The sequence below is a fragment of the Streptomyces olivochromogenes genome (assembly GCF_001514115.1).
GTDB classification, from domain to species: Bacteria; Actinomycetota; Actinomycetes; order Streptomycetales; family Streptomycetaceae; genus Streptomyces; species Streptomyces olivochromogenes.
The window spans coordinates 62960-79762 of sequence record NZ_KQ948458.1 but is presented as its reverse complement, the minus strand read 5'-3'; the positions used below and the strand labels follow the sequence as shown (position 1 = coordinate 79762).

Annotated in this window: 18 protein-coding genes; 4 read left to right on the top strand and 14 right to left on the bottom strand. The window is 69.1% G+C overall.

Features of this window, described 5'->3' with window-relative positions; translation table 11 throughout:
* Positions 1 to 66: 66 nt before the first annotated feature.
* A complete protein-coding gene (locus tag AQJ27_RS22390; protein ID WP_067371544.1) occupies positions 67 to 2331 on the bottom strand; it encodes an aminoglycoside phosphotransferase family protein in 2265 nt (754 codons plus the stop codon).
* A 182-nt stretch (positions 2332 to 2513) separates the two neighbouring features.
* Complete coding sequence (locus AQJ27_RS22385) at positions 2514 to 3428, bottom strand: GntR family transcriptional regulator (protein WP_067371541.1); 915 nt, start codon at positions 3426 to 3428, stop codon at positions 2514 to 2516.
* 193 nt (positions 3429 to 3621) lie between these two features.
* On the opposite strand from AQJ27_RS22385, the gene AQJ27_RS22380 reads away from it, so the two are divergent.
* Complete coding sequence (locus AQJ27_RS22380) at positions 3622 to 3822, top strand: hypothetical protein (RefSeq protein ID WP_159064379.1); 201 nt, start codon at positions 3622 to 3624, stop codon at positions 3820 to 3822.
* A gap of 91 nt (positions 3823 to 3913) precedes the next feature.
* Here the strand turns inward: AQJ27_RS22380 and AQJ27_RS22375 are convergent, their stop codons facing one another.
* Both AQJ27_RS22375 and AQJ27_RS22370 read right to left on the bottom strand, forming a co-directional pair.
* Entirely contained in the window at positions 3914 to 4651 is a 738-nt protein-coding gene (locus AQJ27_RS22375; protein WP_425275220.1) for an HAD family hydrolase, read from the bottom strand.
* Entirely contained in the window at positions 4651 to 5532 is an 882-nt protein-coding gene (locus tag AQJ27_RS22370; RefSeq protein WP_067371528.1) for a GntR family transcriptional regulator, read from the bottom strand. The genes AQJ27_RS22375 and AQJ27_RS22370 overlap by 1 nt, the downstream gene beginning before the upstream one ends.
* A gap of 214 nt (positions 5533 to 5746) precedes the next feature.
* Between AQJ27_RS22370 and AQJ27_RS22365 the strand changes: the two genes are divergently transcribed.
* Positions 5747 to 5935, top strand: a complete 189-nt coding sequence (locus AQJ27_RS22365) for a hypothetical protein (protein WP_054232404.1) — start codon at positions 5747 to 5749, stop codon at positions 5933 to 5935.
* 18 nt (positions 5936 to 5953) lie between these two features.
* On the opposite strand, the gene AQJ27_RS22360 is transcribed toward AQJ27_RS22365, so the two are convergent.
* The gene (locus AQJ27_RS22360) at positions 5954 to 6874 is read right to left on the bottom strand and encodes a winged helix-turn-helix domain-containing protein (protein ID WP_079065156.1); all 921 of its coding nucleotides are present in this window, start codon (positions 6872 to 6874) and stop codon (positions 5954 to 5956) included.
* Positions 6875 to 7044: 170 nt separating this feature from the next.
* On the opposite strand from AQJ27_RS22360, the gene AQJ27_RS22355 reads away from it, so the two are divergent.
* Entirely contained in the window at positions 7045 to 7230 is a 186-nt protein-coding gene (locus AQJ27_RS22355) for a hypothetical protein (RefSeq protein WP_054232402.1), read from the top strand.
* A gap of 258 nt (positions 7231 to 7488) precedes the next feature.
* On the opposite strand, the gene AQJ27_RS22350 is transcribed toward AQJ27_RS22355, so the two are convergent.
* From AQJ27_RS22350 to AQJ27_RS22340, 3 genes are all read right to left on the bottom strand, one after another.
* A complete protein-coding gene (locus AQJ27_RS22350) occupies positions 7489 to 8781 on the bottom strand; it encodes a GNAT family N-acetyltransferase (RefSeq protein WP_067371524.1) in 1293 nt (430 codons plus the stop codon).
* A gap of 176 nt (positions 8782 to 8957) precedes the next feature.
* Positions 8958 to 9935: an asparaginase gene (locus AQJ27_RS22345; RefSeq protein ID WP_067371522.1), complete on the bottom strand. Its 978-nt coding sequence runs from the start codon at positions 9933 to 9935 to the stop codon at positions 8958 to 8960.
* Positions 9936 to 10173: 238 nt separating this feature from the next.
* Positions 10174 to 10911, bottom strand: coding sequence for an RsiG family protein (locus tag AQJ27_RS22340; protein WP_067371520.1), 738 nt, complete (start codon positions 10909 to 10911; stop codon positions 10174 to 10176).
* Positions 10912 to 11170: 259 nt separating this feature from the next.
* Between AQJ27_RS22340 and dtd the strand changes: the two genes are divergently transcribed.
* Positions 11171 to 11608, top strand: coding sequence for a D-aminoacyl-tRNA deacylase (dtd, locus tag AQJ27_RS22335; protein ID WP_060897698.1), 438 nt, complete (start codon positions 11171 to 11173; stop codon positions 11606 to 11608).
* A 77-nt stretch (positions 11609 to 11685) separates the two neighbouring features.
* Here dtd and ygfZ read toward each other — a convergent pair whose 3' ends face one another.
* The 6 genes from ygfZ to AQJ27_RS22305 form a co-directional block, all read right to left on the bottom strand.
* On the bottom strand, positions 11686 to 12651 hold the full coding sequence (gene ygfZ / locus AQJ27_RS22330; protein WP_067371518.1) for a CAF17-like 4Fe-4S cluster assembly/insertion protein YgfZ: 966 nt from the start codon (positions 12649 to 12651) through the stop codon (positions 11686 to 11688).
* Between the two features lie 9 nt (positions 12652 to 12660).
* Positions 12661 to 13098 (bottom strand): Fur family transcriptional regulator, encoded by a 438-nt coding sequence (locus AQJ27_RS22325; RefSeq protein ID WP_067371515.1) that lies wholly within the window; start codon positions 13096 to 13098, stop codon positions 12661 to 12663.
* A gap of 107 nt (positions 13099 to 13205) precedes the next feature.
* The gene (locus AQJ27_RS22320) at positions 13206 to 13781 is read right to left on the bottom strand and encodes a heme-binding beta-barrel domain-containing protein (protein ID WP_067371513.1); all 576 of its coding nucleotides are present in this window, start codon (positions 13779 to 13781) and stop codon (positions 13206 to 13208) included.
* Between the two features lie 248 nt (positions 13782 to 14029).
* Positions 14030 to 15025: a hypothetical protein gene (locus AQJ27_RS22315; RefSeq protein ID WP_235613886.1), complete on the bottom strand. Its 996-nt coding sequence runs from the start codon at positions 15023 to 15025 to the stop codon at positions 14030 to 14032.
* A complete protein-coding gene (locus tag AQJ27_RS22310; RefSeq protein WP_235613885.1) occupies positions 15022 to 15906 on the bottom strand; it encodes a hypothetical protein in 885 nt (294 codons plus the stop codon). Before AQJ27_RS22310 ends, AQJ27_RS22315 begins: the two co-directional genes overlap by 4 nt.
* On the bottom strand, positions 15903 to 16706 hold the full coding sequence (locus AQJ27_RS22305; protein WP_235613884.1) for a hypothetical protein: 804 nt from the start codon (positions 16704 to 16706) through the stop codon (positions 15903 to 15905). Before AQJ27_RS22305 ends, AQJ27_RS22310 begins: the two co-directional genes overlap by 4 nt.
* Positions 16707 to 16803 lie beyond the last annotated feature (97 nt).

The window sequence follows — 16803 nt, the reverse complement described above, 5'->3', positions numbered from 1 at the left end:
CCGGACATCCGCAGTCCCCTCCCCCGTGCCGAAGCGCCCAGCGGAGAGTCGGACGTCCGCGGGGGGTCAGAGGTCCGCGGAGACCCCGGCTGTCCGTCGGCCTCCATGGTCCCCGTGCGGCAGCGCGCGGGCAAGATAGGGGTTCGCCGTCAATTTGCCCGACAGTCCCAGCGCCGCCGTGGCCTCGGCCAAGGTCATCGCGTAGGTGTCCACCGCCCGGCGGACGTTGGGGGCGTCCAGACTGTCGCCGGTCACCAGCCGGTCGAGATCCACGTAGGCCGAGCGCACGACCTCCATCCAGCGGTACACGCGCCAGTCCTCGCGCCAGCCCTTGGTGCACTCCTCCGGCAACAGCCGGTCCCAGCGCGAGAACAGCCGCTCGCGGATCTCGGGGCGTGTGGGGGTGAGGTGCATATGGCGGACCAGGTCGTACAGCGGGTCACCGACGATCGCCATCTCCCAGTCGATGAGGATCAGACCGCCGTTGTCCTGGCGCACGAGGTTCCATGGGTTGAGATCCCCGTGCAGCAACACGGGCCGACGCATGACCAGGGTGTGGCGGTCCAGGATCTCACCGAGTCGGTAGCCGTTGGGCAGACCCAGTTCCCGCGCCAGGTCACCGGTGGCCTTGGGGAGGTGGTTCACCATGCGGACCAGTTCGTCGCGAAGGCCCCGGTAGAAGTCCCACCCCCGTAGATCCGGGTCCAGCCGCTCGCAGTCGACGAAGGTGAGCGCCAGGAGCTGATCCACGAGGTCGTCCGCCTCGTGCGGCCGGAGTCCGTCCGCGGGGTGTTCCGGTGGCCGGAACTCGTCGGCCGACCCTTCGTACGAATGGATGGTGAACTGTTCCTTCAGTCCACTGGTGCCCAGGGCCAGCACGCGCGGGGCACGCACCCGCGGACTCGTACCCGGGACCCGCGGGGAAACGTTTGACCGCTCGATGGCCTCAAGGACGGCGTGCTCATTGAGGAAACGGCGCTCCCGGGCGTCCGCCGCGCCGACCTTTCGGCGGACCATGACGGGAAACGCCACTCCTCGCACCCGCACGGCCGTGTTGAGATGAGCCGTTCCCTTGAACACGCGGTCCGCGGCCGCCGCCCCCTCCTCGAACAGTGCCCTGCTGACAGCCGAAGCGGGGAACTCCGGATGCGGGGGGACGCGGAGGTCGCGTTCCCAGACGATCTCCGAGACCGACCGGTCGCGGTTGTGCAGGCCTCCGTGGGACTCGTTCCAGCGGAAGAGGGTGCGCTCGATCTCGCTCTCGTCCGGCACGCTCATGAGCCGCAGTGGCTCCTCGGCCTTCAGCAGCGCCCGGTGCACCGCACGGGTGGCGGCGTCCAGCCTCTGCTGGTCGAAGGAGTCGCCGAGCGAGGAGGCGGCCCGCATCACATCCGGGTAGACGGACTGGGCGCGCTCGAAGGCCAGATAGTGCTTGAGGTCGCGGTCGAGACCGTGCACGGCTTTGGGGCGCCGCCGTCCCATGGCCTCGCGCCACGCCTCGATCACCGCGGGCCACTGGTGATCGGGATACTCCATCCGCTCCAGATGTGTGGCGAGGTCGTGCAGCGGGTCCCCATAGGTCGCCAACTCCCAGTCGACGCAGATCAAGGGGGGAACACCGGCGTAGGAGACGATCACATTGTCCCGGTGCAGGTCCGTGTGGAGGAGGCTGAAGGGGCGGCTGACGAGCGCCGGCAACCGTTCCGCGAAGCGCACCATCGCGTCTTCCGGGATGCCCAGCATCGCGAAGAGCCCGCCGAACTCGGCCCGGTTGCGCTGCCGGATCTGCTCCTCCGCCGCGAAGGCCAACGCTCGCAGAAAGGCTCTGCTGTCCCGGCTGGACCGGGGCCAGGACGCCGGCAGCGGAGGAAGGTGCTGCCTGCGCACCTGCGTCATGTCCGCGAGGAGGTCCGCGAGCGCGGCGACGAGGCCCGGGTCCACATGGGTGCCGTTGGGACAGACCCTCGACAGCGGAACACCGTCCACATAACTGAGGATGGTCACGTCTGCGTGCTTGACCAGGCACCGCGGAACGTGCGGCAGCACACCGCAGATCGTGTTCAGGATCTCCGCCTCGTCCGGCCACGTCCTGATGACCACGGGCAGCGCCGAGGGAATCCGCGCCCGTACCGTCACCGGCGCCCCGTCGTCGCACGCCACCAGGCGGGACTCGTCCTCGGTGAGCGGCCGCACCATGTAATTCAGGTTGTGGTGTCCTCGGCCGAACGAGCCGAGCGCCCTGGCGTAGCGCACGAAGTCGTCGTACGCCGCGTCCGCCGCCCTTTCCAGAGCAGGTGGGCCAGGCGGTCCCGGCATCGGCGGAACGCCCACGGGTCACTCCTGAATAACTGTGCGTCATTGCAGATGTTCATGCGCCCCGACCGGGGTGAGCACACCTTAGTGCCCACCCGCGGGTACGGCAGAGCCGACTGCAGAATCTGTGCCTACTTGAAAGAGAGTTGTATATCTCCACGGCGTTACTCCGTTGGAGGCCCGGTGGAATGTGAGTCGCCTCAGGGCGCTTCCGCGAGCAGGCGCCAGCAGGAGTCGAACCAGGCCTGCATGCTCTCCATGAACACAGAACCTGGGGAGTCCGCATCACCCTCGTCGTTGACGTGACGGGTCAGGGTCGCCCCCAGACCCAGTACGTCCGTGGCGTCGAGCTCCGTGCCGTCGTCCAGCAGGACAGCCCGCCGCACTATTTCGTACGGCCCGAACAATGCCTCGGCCCCGGGGCGCAGATAGAGCTTGAATGCCGGGGCCAGCGGTACGTGCCGGATCTCCACCCGTACGGACGGCACCAGACCTTCGCCCTGGAGATCACGCAGAGCGGCACGCAGCGACATCGTGTGCCGACGGGTGATGGCGCGCAGCCGTTCCTGGAGCTGCCCGTGCAGACGTTCCAATTGGCCGGGTTCCTGAGGCTCCGCACCGTCCTCCGGCTCCTTGGCGCGTGGATACGGAAGCTCAAGGGACTCCGAGGGCAGCAGCATGCGCAGTTCGATGCGGTCGGGCCGCACCATGCCGAGGCGGATGCTCTCGGCCTGCAAGCGGATATGGGTGTCCAGGGACTCGGACGTGAGCGTGAACACGTCCAACCGGACAACGGGTTGGGCGAAGGCCCGCGCGATGAAGGGACCCAGGGCCGCACGCACCCTGGGCGCCTCCTTCGGCGGCGCTTCCAGGTGTATCGGGCTCTTCACCACCCGCGTTCCGCTGCCCTGCCGGGACTTGATCCAGCCTTCGCTGTTCATCTCCCGCACCACGCGTTGCACGGTGTCGCGTGAGACCCCGAGTTCCTCGGCGAGTTCGCGTTGGGGGGGCAACTGGGATCCCACCGCGTACGTGCCGTCGGCGATCCGGGCGCGCAGCGTCTCCATGACGCGCTCGAACTCCGTTCCGCCTCCGTCGCCGCGTTCTTCCGTCACACCGCGACCGTACCTCGCTCACCTCACGAACAAACCGCTTCCAGTCACATTGGCGGCTGGATTTGGCCGCCGAAAGCTGGAAGTGGACTGACTCGTTAAGGGATCAAAGAGTTAGGGCAGACCAGATTCAAGGCAACCAGTCCAATTGGACAGTTAGTTGATCGATTCACTGAAGTGGACGGGGGTGGGGACCATGATCTTCTTTCAACTGGTGGGCATAGGGGTCCAATTCTGCGTGTCCCAGCTGGTGCAGACACGACTCGGGTTCGCAGGTCTGGTCGTGTTCACGATGGCCCTGGTGGGCGTAAAGGCGGAGCATCCCCGCCTGGTCCGCTGGTCGGCCGGAGCCCTGGCCGGCCTCTTCGTCCTGCTGACCCTTCGGCTTCAGGCCTGACCTCCTCAGACCCGGAACCTCCAGGCCCGAAACCTCCGGGTCGAAGCCTCAGACCCGAAACCTCCGGGCCCGACACTTCAGGCCCGACACTTCACGCCGACCCCCGAAGCACCCTCAGCACCGGCTCCAGTGAGTTCACCACGTCCTCGGCGCCCGCTTCGCGCAGGAGCTTCTCCTTGTAGGCGGTGCGGGCGTAGCCGAGGAAGGGGACGCCGGCCTGGCGGGCGGCCTCGTAGTCCGAGGGGGCGTCGCCGATCATCAGGGCGGTGGCGGGGGCGGCGCCCAGGGCGTTCAGGGCGCGGTTGAGGCAGTGCGGGTCCGGCTTGAGGTGGTGCAGGTCCTGGCCCCGGCCGTAGATGTTGGGGGCGAAGCAGTTGGTGAGGTCCCGGCTCGCGAGGTAACCGGTGGCCGTGCGGGCCGAGTTGTTGGTCGCGATGGCCAGCCGCGCGCCGACGGCGCTCCAGGTGCGGATCAGCGGGTCCGCGTACGCGGTGGGCCAGGCGGACGGCACCGCCTTGAGTTCCTGCTGAGTGAGACGTTCCTCCAGCTCGCTCACCAGATCGCTGTGCGGGTGGCGGCGGTGGACGGCGTAGAGGACGACCATCGGGTCCGGGTGGACCTGTTCCTCCTCGGTGAGCAGTCCCCGCAGCCCCTGCCGCTCCAGCCACTCCACCAGGTCCTTCGCCACGTCCTCCGCGGAGTGCCCCGCGAACAGCCGACAGATCGGCCCGTCGAAGTCGAAGAGCACAAAGCGAGCGCGTTCGATCACTTCCCGCAGGTTCTCGGTCTCTGCTGCCACAGGTTCAGTCTGCGCCGTATCAGAAGTCACTAGGAGAGTGTCAGGTCCGTGGTGATGGTTTCCCAGAGGGCGTCGAACCACTTCTGGGATTGGTCCACGAACGCGGCGTCCCGCTGACCGGTCCGCTTCTCGAAGGAGAAGAGGAGGGAGTCCGAGCCGAGGGCGTCGTACATGTCCAGCGTCACGTCGGCCATCTCCTCCTCGCGCCGGGTGACCATGTAGTAGGCGATTAAAGCCTCGGCGCCGTTGAGCAGGTACAGCTTGATGGGCGGGGTGAAGGGCAGGGCCCGGAACGCCACGCGTACGTCGATGCCGTGCGAGGAGCGCAGGGCGCGCAGGTTGTGCTGGAGGACGTGGACCTGGGCGTTGCGCTGGGCGAGCCAGCGTCCGTGGACCGGGTCGTCGTCACCGCGGCCGTCGACGGGGACCGGGAAGGCGAGGTTGATGTCCCGGGACGGGAGCAGGATGCGGACGTCGATCGACTCCGGGCGGATGCGGCCCTCGTGGATCAGCCGGACCGGTTCGCCGAGCGCGAGCATCAGGGTCTCGGCGGTCAGGCAGGCCGCGTCGACCCGGACGTGCGGCGCGGAGAACGCGTCCGCCAGCCGGGGAGCCAGTCCGACCATCGTCGTCTGCGGTTCGCTGCGGGCCGAGGCCGACGGCTCCGCGATCCGCGGGGGGCTGCCCTTGCTGACGTTGCTCAGCAGTCCGTCGTCCTGGAGCGCGCGCAGGGCCTGCCGGACGGTGCCCCGCTCGACACCGAACTCCTCTGCCAACTCGGCCTGGGTTGGCAGGCGGTCGCCCGCCTTGAGGTCACCGGCTCGGATCCGATCCCGCAGGACGTCGGCGATCTCCTGGGGCGAGAGCCTTCTGCTGCCGTTCACTGCAACGTTCTCCTGGGTCACGACCAAACGCTACAACTCTCCTCCATCTACGGGGAGTTGTTTGAAAGTTGTTTATGGCTAGTAGCCAAGTGGGGACAACTTAATCAGAGTTGGTCACCAACTTAGCCAAGTTGGCGGAAGTTTTGCCTCCCCCACCCGAGTCCGTCACCGACTCACCCGGCCTCACCCTCGCACACCCCAGAGGAACCACCACGCCACAGTAGAAGCAGGAGAACCGCCCATGCCCGCCATAGCCCTTCTCTCCGCCCTCTTCGTCGTCGGCTTCGACCAGTTCGTGCAGTGGCAGTACGGCACGACAGGCGTCATCGGCCTGCTGCTCCTCACCATCGGGATCAAGGCCAAGAGCCCCACCTGCAGCTCCATCGGCGCGGTCGTCCTCGCCCTGATGGTCGCGGGTCCTGCCCTGTGACGTGCAGGGGAGAGTCGGTCAGCTCGAGAGCAGCAGCTTCGAGCTGATGGTCTCCCAGAGCGCGTTGAACCAGAGGTGGGACTGCTCCACGAACGTGGTGTCCCGCAGCCCGGTCCCCTGCGCGAAGGGGAACAGCATGGACTGGGTGCCCTGGACGTCGTACATCTCCAGGTACTCGTGGTCCACTTCCTCCTCGCGCCTGGTCAGCGTGTAGTACGCGAAGAGTGCCTCGACCCCGTTGAGCAGGTACAACTTCACCGGCGGGGTGAAGGGGAGCGCGCGGAAGGTGACGTTGACGTCGATGCCGTGCGTGGCGCGCAGGGCGAGCAGGTTGTGACGCAGCACCTGGCCCTGGGCGTTGCGGTTGGTCAGCCAACTGCGCTGGAGCCGGCCGGCCGTCGCGGCGTCCACCGGCGCGTCCACCGGCGCGGGAAAGGCGAGGTCGATGTCACTGCTGGGAAGCAGCACGCGGACGTCCACCCTGGCCGGTTTTATTCGGCCCGCGTGAATTTGCCGGAGGGGTTCGCCCATGGCAAGGGTGAGCGATATCGACGTCAGGCACAGCGCGTCGATCTCCACGTGCGGAGCTTCGAAGGCGGCCGTGATCCGGCCGCCGAGTGCCACCGTGGTGGGCTGCGGTGAGGCTTCCGGGCCGGTCAGAGCCCGTCCCAGGGTGTCGGCGACGGTCGCCGGGCTCCCTTTGGACACGTTGACGAGCAGATGTTCCGACTGCAGGATGCGCAGCGCCTGCCGGACCGCCCCGCGTTCGACACCGAACTCGTCGGCCAGCTTGGCCTGCGTGGGCATGCGCTGCCCCGGCCGCAGCTGGCCGGACCTGATCCGGCTGCGCAGCTCGTCGGCCACCTCGCGGTGTGACCTCTGTGGCCGTGGTGACCTGTTCCGTCCATTGACGGAGGCGTGTTCCGGTTCCACGACCAAACACTACAACTTCGCGCCATCTTTGGGCAGTTGCGGGATAGGTGGTTATGAGTCGACCCAACGCGGAGATAAGTATCAGTGAGTTGGTTGCCAACTTGCACAACATGGTCACACTTCCCGAGGGTTGGCCGCCAGAGTCGTCCTCCCCAGGACCCCAAGGAGGGAACGTCATGCCGCTCATCGCCCTCGCCGTCGCCGCCCTCGCCATCGGATTCGAGCAACTCATCCAGTGGAAGTACGGGCCGCTGGGCATCATCGCGTTCGTCGCGCTGTCCGTCGGCCTCAAGGCCAAGAACACCACCATCAGCGGCATCGGAGCCGTCCTGCTCGTGATGCTGCTCGCCCAGTCCGGCTGATCGGACGCCACCGTCCGGCAGTCCGGCTGACCGGGCTCCCCTCCGGAGGGGAGCCGGGAGCTCGGTCAGTCCGTACCACGCACCACCGCACCGTCGAACAACCACACAACCGCACGGCTACGGATGCAGTGCACCACCACTCACCGACAGAACCGGAAGGAGCACCACACCTCCCTTACAGGCCGCACCATTCGGAAATCGGCATCAGCATCAGCATCGGAATCGGAATCGGAATCGGAATCGGAATCAGCGTCTGAATCAGAAGATGTCCGGGCACCACGGTCGCCTGGACGTACGGAGCAGGGCGTCGGCGACGACGGCGGCGCCCTCTCGTTCTTCGTGCACCCGCCCGAGCGCGGTGAGCCGCACCGCCGACTCGTCGCCCAGCCACAGGGCCGCCAACTCGCCCACATCCAGGGTGAGGTCGGCGGCCGTCGTGGTCGGTGCGCAGGTCGCCCCGTCGGGTCCGGCCTCCAGGCGGTAGCGCCCGGCGGACAGTCCGTCCCCGTCGGTGACGTCCAGGACCAAGGTCCCGGACCCCGCGTACGTACGCGCCTCCAGAGCCCGTACGACGTCCAGGATCCGCACCCACAGCCAGTCCGCCTGAATCGTAATGCGGGCGGCGCGCGGATCGGGGAGGAAGTGCGGGAGCAGATCGTCGGGGGCCCGCCAGCCGGTCTTGACGTGGGCGATCCAGTCGATCGAGCAGAGGTACCGCCACAGGGCGCGTTCGGCCGCCGGCGTCACCGTGATCAGCCAGTTCACTTCCGCCGTGTTCAGCGGTTGCTTGGCGTCGCCCCAGTTGTCGTCCGACTCGTACGAGACCAGGCCCTCGACCTCGCCGGTCGCCGAGCGGTACACGGCGTAGAAGGGCTCCTTCCAGGGGTCGCCGCTCAGGCTCAGTACGCCGGTGTTGATCTGCCACCAGCGCTCGTCGCGGCTGACCGCGCCCGGCTGGGTACGACGGAGGCGTTCGTGCAGGTCCGGGCCGAGCTCGCGTACCTCCTCGCCGTCCACCAGGTCGATACGGGCGCCGTCGGTCGGCCCCGACCAGCGGGGGTCCAGGCCCGACCTGGAGACGTCGATGGTCCACTCGGTGGCGGTGGTGGCCTGGCCGAAGCCGTACCGCCCGTAGATCGGGTACTCCGCGGCGATGAGGGTAGCGACCACGTCGCCGCGGTCCTTCGCCGCGGTGAGGTCGGTGGCCATCATGCGGGTGAGGAGGCCTCGGCGGCGGTGGGTGGGGTTGACGGAGACGTTGGTGATGGCGTCGGCGGGGACGGGGGTGCCGCCGACGGGGGTGAGCTGCTGCGGGAACGATCGGAAGGTGGCGACGATGGGGGTCCCCCCGGTCGAGCGAAGTCGGGAGTGGGGGTGGTCGGTGTCGAACGCGCCGAGGGTCCGCTCGAGGAGGATGCTCGAACCGCGGTTGGTGATCTCCTCGTCCGATACGGCCGGGGAGCGTAGGAACCCCGTGTTCAGCGCACGGATCCAGGCCGGGATCTCGGTCTCTGTGATCGTTCGTACGTCGATGTCTTCGCGACGGCTCATGGGGGCACGCTAGGGCGCCGAACACGCCCCTGTCGCACCGTTTTCGCCCCCGCCGCCCCTACCCGTCCCATCCCTGGGGGCTGCGCCCCCAGACCCCCGCATCGGCCTGAACGGCCTCGTCCTCAAACGCCGGACGGGCTGAAAGATGCGCGCAGCGCCCCTTTAGGGGCGCGGGGCTAGAACGTTGCTCGGATCTCGCCGACCTCGACGCCTCCGCCTGTCAGGGGGGCGTGGCCGATTTTGGAGAGGATCGGGGATTGCGTGCCCAGGAGGGACAGGGCGCGGGCGAGGACGGGGCCGAGTGCCCGGGTCGCGCCGTCGTCGATCTTGAAGGCGAGGGCCCTGCCGTCGGGGAGGGCCACCGCCTGGACGGCCTCCGCGCCCATCTTGGAGAGGGCACCCGGTATCTCCCGCATGAGCCAGGTATCGGGACGGCGCGTGCCGGCGACGTACTCGGGGTGGGCGCGCATGGCATCGGCGACACGGCGTTCGGCGGAGCCGGGGGCGGCGAGGACGAAGGAGCGGAAGGCACGGGCGAGGCCCGTGAGGCTGATCGCCATCAGCGGCGCACCGCAGCCGTCCGTACCGACCGCCGCCACCGACTCCCCCGCCGCCTCCTCGACCACCGTGTGGATGAGCTGCTGGAGCGGATGCCCGGGGTCCAGGTAGGAGTCCAGGGGCCAGCCTCGCAGCGCGCACACCGCGAGCATCGCCGCGTGCTTGCCGGAGCAGTTCATGGTGACCCGGTCACGGACCGCGCCCCCGGCGAGATACGTCTCCGCCTCCGCCGGGTCCAGCGGCAGATCCGGCGGGCACTGCAACTGCCCGGCGTCCAGCCCGTGCTCGGCCAGCATCTTCTGGACGAGATCGCGGTGGAAGGCCTCCCCGGAGTGGCTGGCGGCGGCGAGAGCCAGCCGTTCGCCGGCCAGGTCAAGCCCCGCCCGCAGCACACCCGCCGCCTGCATCGGCTTGTTCGACGAGCGCGGGAAGACCGGCGCGGTCACCTCGCCCAGCGCCAGCTCGACCGACCCGTCCGCGGCCAGCAGCACCAGGCTGCCCCGATGCCGCCCCTCGACGAATCCCGAACGGACGACCTCGGCGAGAACAGGCGGTATGAAGGGGTCTGCGGAGACGGCAGGAGCGGCGGCGGACATCGGCGGTGGCCTTCCATGACAGGGACCCGCCCGGTGATCGAACCGCGGCGCCGTACGGGAGGTTCCCCGCGGGCGTGTCCCCGGCCGAGCCCCACGACCGCGACCCGGGCCGTTCCCGGGCGCGGCCGCCGCGACCGCGGAACCGGGCGCGGCCATGGGGCCCGGCCCCGGATGTCCCGGACCGCCGGCGCCGCCACAGCCGTCGCTCGCACCCCCGGGATCGCCGGGGGCCACCGCGTCACATGAGCAGGTCGTCTACTTGTGCTTCCCCATCACGGTACCTGCGGGCGATCTCGGCGCTGCAATCGTCGGCGGTGCGCTGCAGGTGCTGGCGCCGCCGGGAGACCTGCTGCTCGTAGCGCACCAGCCGTCCCATCCCCGCGCCGAGCTCGTCGTCCGTACGTGCTTCCAGGTCCGACAGCTCCACCTCGGCGAGCATGTCCGCGGCCAGCCTCCGGTACTCCTCGCCGTACGGTGTGCCCACTGTCACATGGCGGGCCGACGAACGGTGCCGGGCGGGCGCGTCCGCAAGGATCTCGGGGAGCCTGTCGACGACCGACGCCTCACGGAAACCGGAGCCGGAGCCCGAGCCGGAACCCGCTCCCCTCCCCCCGGCCGGACGCAGCCCCGGACTCGTTCCCAAGCCCGAGACCAGCGGCGCTCCCGACGTCGCGGAGGGCGCCCGCAGTCCCCCGCGGCGCGCCAGCTCCGCCCGCAGGATGTCGATGCGCCCCTGGAGCAGCCGCCGCACATAGCTGAGGTCGGCCTCGTCGCGCTGCGCGTCGCGCCGCAGGGTCCGCAGTTCGGGCAGCCGCAGCAGGGGCAGATCGGGCGCGGGCGGGTCCGGGTTCAGCGGGCTGTCGGTGCGCTGCACGGGAGGACGATGAACCCCCGTACGACCGCCTCCCGCCCGCGGACTCGTACGGGTCAACGACACAGCCCCGGGCGGCTGCTGCCCGGTACTCGGTGTGCTCATGTGCCTCTACCGTCCCCTCGACCGGCGCGGTCCACCCCACGGTTGCACCGCAACACACGCATCGTGCCACCCCAAGTGGCCGCTATGTGACCGAGTGCCCCCGATCGGCCCCAGATGGGGGGGTAAGGAGCAAAAAGAAACCCCCAAAGGACCCCTCGAAAGAGGTCAGGAGATCACGCGCGAAAGCATTGAGCCCCGCGAAGGGAAGGCATTGAGCCCCGTGAAGGGGGGCTGCGTCCCGCACGGCATGATGGTTCCCATGCGTGCGGTGGTGCAGAGGGTGGACGGCGCGAGCGTCGTCGTGAACGGGGAACACGGTCCGGAAACGGTCGGGGCGATCGACGGCGAGGGGCTGTGCGTCCTCGTCGGTGTCACGCACGACGACACCAAGGAGAAGGCGGCCCAACTCGCCCGCAAACTCTGGTCCGTCCGGATGCTGGCGGACGAGAAGTCGTGCTCCGACATCGACGCGCCGCTGCTCGTCATCAGCCAGTTCACCCTGTACGGCGACGCCCGCAAGGGCCGCCGCCCCACCTGGAACGCGGCCGCCCCCGGCGATGTCGCCGAACCCCTCGTCGACGAGGTCGTGGCCCAACTCCGCGCGCTGGGCGCCACGGTGGCGACGGGCCGGTTCGGCGCGCAGATGCGCGTCTCGCTGACGAACGACGGCCCGTTCACCGTGCTCCTGGAAATGTGACCCAGGAATGGTGGCCCAGGAAATGTGACCCCGGAAACGCGACCTGCCTAGGGCTTGTCCGGCGGATCAGGTCGCCCCTACGGCTCGACCACGACCTCCTGCGCCGCCGCCGTCGTGTCCGCCAACAGCCGCGCGTCCAGCGGCACGTTCCGCTTCACCAGGCCGAGCGCGATCGGGCCGAGCTCGTGGTGGCGTACGGAGGTGGTGATGAAGCCGATCTTCCGGCCGTCGGGGCCGTCGTCCGCGAGACGGAGCTCGGCGCCGTGCGGCGGCAGATGGACCTCGCTGCCGTCCAGGTGCAGAAAGACGAGCCGGCGCGGGGGCTTGCCCAGGTTCTGTACGCGGGCGACGGTCTCCTGGCCCCGGTAGCAGCCCTTCTGGAGGTGCACCGCGGTGTCGATCCAGCCCAGCTCGTGCGGGATCGTGCGGTGGTCGGTCTCGAAACCGAGCCGCGGGCGGTGGTGTTCGACGCGCAGCGCCTCGTAGGCCAGCAGCCCGGCCGCCGGACCGGCCTTCTCGGCGTAGGACTCCAGGTCCGCGCGCGGCAGGAAGAGATCACGCCCGTACGGCGTCTCGCGAACGACCACGCCCTCGGGGACCTCGGCGATCGAACCGGCCGGCAGGTGCACGACCGCGAAGTCGTCCGTGCGGTCGGCGGTCTCGACGCGGTAGAAGAACTTCATGGACTCCAGGTACGCGAGCAGCGCGTCCTGGGTGCCGGGTTCGACGTGGGCCCAGGTCGTGGTGCCGTCGTCGACGAGGTACAGCGCGTGCTCGATGTGGCCGTGCGCGGAGAGGATCAGCGCCTCGGTGGCGCGGTTCGCCGGGAGGTCCGTGACGTGCTGGGTGAGCAGCAGGTGCAGCCAGCTCAGCCGGTCCTCACCGGTGACGGCGACGACGCCGCGGTGCGAGAGGTCCACGAAGCCGTTGCCGTCGGCGAGGGCGCGCTGCTCGCGGAACAGGTCGCCGTAATGGGCTGCGACCTGTTCATCCACGCCTTCGGCGGGGACGGCGCCGGGCAGGGACAGGAGAGGGCTCTTCATACACCTAGCCTACGACTTGGTAGTTGAACTCTTGAGAGAACAGTCCTTGCACCGGCCGAAGATCGCGAAGTGCTTCATGTCCGTCTCGAAGCCAAAGGTCTCGCGCAGCTTGGCCCGGAACTCGGCCGCCACCTCGACATCGGCCTCGATGACGTTCGTGCAATCCCGGCAGACGAGGTGGATGTGGTGGTGCCGGTCGGCGAGATGGTAGGTCGGCGCGCCGTGCCCGAGGTGGGCGTGACTGACCAGACCGAGCTCCTCCAGGAGCTCCAGGGTCCGGTAGACGGTGGAAATGTTGACCCCCGACGCCGTCTTCCTCACCTCGATGAGGATGTCGTCGGGGGTCGCGTGCTCCAGGGTGTCCACGGCTTCGAGGACAAGCTGGCGCTGCGGCGTCAGCCGGTAGCCGCGCTGCCTCAGGTCGCTCTTCCAGTCGGTGCTCACCACACAGGAAGTCTAGGACCATTCCGGGATGTGACGACCTGAGGAGAACCGCCGAACCGGCCGGACCACTTCCGAACTGCTGCCCGACCGGCTTCCGAACTGCTGCCCGACTACTTGAAGAACGCGATTCCGTCGTCCGGCATGTCGTCCGGGAGAGCCTTGGCCCAGCGCTCGACGTCCTCCGGAGTGACGACCTTCTTCAGGTGCGCCGACATGTAGGGGCGCAGCTCGACCTCGGGGGTCTGCTTCTCACCGACCCACATGAGGTCGCTCTTCACATAGCCGTAGAGGCGCTTGCCGCCGGTGTAGGGACCCGAGGCCGCCGTCCGTGCCACGGCGTCGGTGACCAGGTCGATCTGCGGCGTCTTGGCGGCCAGGTCGCCGTACCAGATCTCGACGACACCGTCGTCGCGGGTCATGACGACCTCGACCTTGCGGTCGGAGTCGACGCGCCAGAAGCCGGACTCGCTCTCCAGCGGCCGGACCTTGTTCCCGTCGGCGTCGAGCACCCAGGTGTGCGAGTGGTACTCCAGGAAGTCACGCCCGTCGTGGGTGAAGGTGACCTCCTGCCCGAAGTTGCACTTCTCGGAGCCGGGGAAGTCGTGCACGCCCGCACCGGCCCAGTTGCCGAGCAGGAAGGCAATAGGTAGCAGGTCCTTGTGCAGGTCGGACGGGATCTCGATCATGAGCTCGGCAGTTCCTCGATGGGGGTCAGCGCTGGCCCTGGTACAGCTTCTTCACGGTCAGCCCGGCGAAGGCGAGCACGCCGACGCAGACCAGGACCAGCAGGGTTTCGAAGAAGATCTCCACGGGGTGCTCCTCGGATGAGCGGGGTGGGCGGTACAAGAGCCGAGCCCCAGCTTAGTGGGCCGGGGCTCGGGGCTCTCTGCGAGGTACTCCTGGGCGATTCTCCGCGGGGTACGCCCAGGCGTGTTCAGCCGAGCAGCTGGCTCTGGAGGACCACCGTCTGCTGGAACGGGACCGCCTTCGCGGTGCCCTTGCGGGACTGCACGATCAGGGCGAGGGTGTCCCCGGCCGAGAGGTACGCCTGGCGGACCTGCTCGGCGCCGTACGGCTTGATCTCGTCGTACGCGTGACGGACCACGTCGTCGACCGCGGCGCGGTCCGGGAACCGGTCGTCGGCCATCGTCCGCTCGGCGCCGCGCAGCGCGTAGTTCGGCATGTTGTAGCTGGTCAGCCCGGGCGAGTTCACCTCGTCCGCGACGACGACCGAGTCGAACTGCAACAGGTAGATCCGCGTGTGCGTACCGTCCGGCGTCGTCCAGCCGCGCGCCGCGATGTGCCGCAGACCGTTGTCGGTCAACTGCTGCCCGACCGTCTCCCGGTCGTCCCGCGTGGCGTACTCCGCCAGGAACGTCTTCGTCGCCAGCCAGCCGTCCGTCCCGCGCAGCGCCGCGTCGGCGTGTGCGCCCTTCGGGGCCGGCAGCACGAGCCGCCGCAGGTCGGCGTAGTGGGTACCGGTCCTGTTCGACTCGGCGAGCGGGCGCGGGCTGCCGGAGGGCAGCGGCGGCCGGGTGATCGTCGGGTAGTCCCAGCGCCCGTCCGACTCCGTCGCCAGGCCGGGTACGTCGGTGCGGTCCATGCGGGTGATGCCGTACGCGACCGACGTGCCGACCGCCGCGAAGACCACGGTGGCGGCGGTCCAGCGCAGCAGGGCCCGCAGCACCCGGCGGTCCTTGCGCACCGGGGCCGGGGGCACCTCGGCCCCGACGGCCGTGGACGGCACCTCCGGGTCGACAGCCGTGGGCACGGCCTCGGGGGCGGCGACCGCCGGCGCCTCCTCGGGCGCGGGTGGCAGCGCGGCAGGCGCCTCGACCGGAGTCGTGGTCCCGTCCTCGACGGGTGTCGGCGTCGCGTCCTCGACCGGCGTCGCCGCCGCGTCCTCGACGGAGCTCGTCTGCTCGGTCATGCCGCCTCCCCCGGCTCGGCGATGCGGTCGAGCTGCTCGCGCAGCAGCATCGCGACACCCTTGGTGTCCAACGGCTTGGCCCCGTGGGCGGTCGCGCTGACCAGCACGTCACCCTGGTAGGCGGAGCAGACCATCATGTCGAGCTTCTCGTCCTTGTCCTTGGGCGGCAGGAAGCACTTGGCGTTCTTGTAGCCCTTGATCTCGGGCCCCTTGCGGAAGATCTTGAGGGCGGCGAAGAACTCGTTCTGGAACGTCGACATGCCCTTCACCGCCGCCTTGTCCTCGATCTGGGCCAGCTCGACGCTCATGGTGAAGCCGCTGTCGGCATACAGCGTGGAGTTGAACCCGCTGGAGGTGCTGAGGTAGCTGCGCATGGCGATGCCCTTGGTGTGCTGCTTGTCGATGCGCTTCTCCAGCTCCCGCCGCTGGGAACGCGGCAGGTCGCGCAGCGCCTCCTTGCGCAGAGCGGTGGCCTCGGGCCCGCTGAGCGAGGTGTCGGAGCCGAACTCGCCGATGTCCGGGCCCCGGCTCCAGCCCTCGGTGCCGTACGGCACGAGCATTGCGGCGAGTCCCGAGGCGGTCTTCGCCGTCTTGGCGTCGTTGGGGACGGGAACCGGGAAGGTCCAGGAGGGCGCGCCGGGGGCCCGGTCGGCGTCCTGGACGGTCACGACGGTGTAGCCGGCACCGCCGAGGACGGCCGCGACGAGGAGCACGGAACCGGCGACTGCGGCGACGCGCCCCCGGCGGAGGGGTTTCCTGGGTTTCTTGGGCTTCTTGGGCTTCTTGACGGGGGCGATGGATTCGGGCGCGACGGATTCGGGCGCGGGCTCCTGAACAGGCTCCTGGACCGGCTGCTCGCTCATCGGTTGCTCGTCGGTCACAGCCGCTCCATCTGCCGCTCGGCCAGGTCCATGATCTTGGCCTTGGAAATCGGCTTGGTGTCGTAGATCCAGATCTCCATGGCGATGTCCCCGCGCCAGGCGTGCGCCTCGGCCGCGTACATCGGGAGGTAACCGGGCTTCGTGTCCGGCCTGGTGTGGACGTAGGCCATGCCGTCGCCCGTCCCCGGGACGGCCCAGACATGGGTGCCGCTCTTCGTGTTCGCCCAGTAGCGGGCCCCCTCGGCGGCGTCGGAGGCGCCGAGTTTCTCCTCCTGCCGGTACTGGATGAGGCGGACCTCCACGCTGTACGTGCTGCCCACCGTCCAGCCGGTGGCAGCCGCACGCCGGAACTCGGCGCTGACCAGGTCGCCGAAGGCGCCGGCCGGCTTGGTGTACTCCTCCGCGTAGTCGGCGATGCCCATCCAGCCCTCGTGGCCCGGCACGTACTCGGCGTCCCGCGCCCCCTTCGGCCGCTTGACCAGCAGCTTGCGCAGGTCGCCTTCGGTCTTCACCCGGCGGTCCTGCGCGGCGGACAGGGGTTCGGGACCGGCGCCCTTGGCCTGGGCGACCACGGGCTGCGAGAGCGACGGCAGCTTGGTCGGCTCCCGGTCGGCCTGGATCAGATAGCCGGCGCAGGTGCCCCCGACGAGTCCCAGCACGGCGGCCGTGGTGATCAACAGGGCCGTACGCCCCCGCCGACGTACGCGAGGCGTTTCCTCCTGGATCTCCTCCTGGCTCTGCTCAGGGCTCTGCTCAGGGATCTCCTCGCGGATCTCCTCATCCATCTCTTCGACTTCCACGACATCCCCCCACGGAACGCGACGCGCGGATTCCGTATCCGCGCGCACAGGTGACCCATGGGAATCTCACGGGGTTGTAAGGAACATGATCACGATT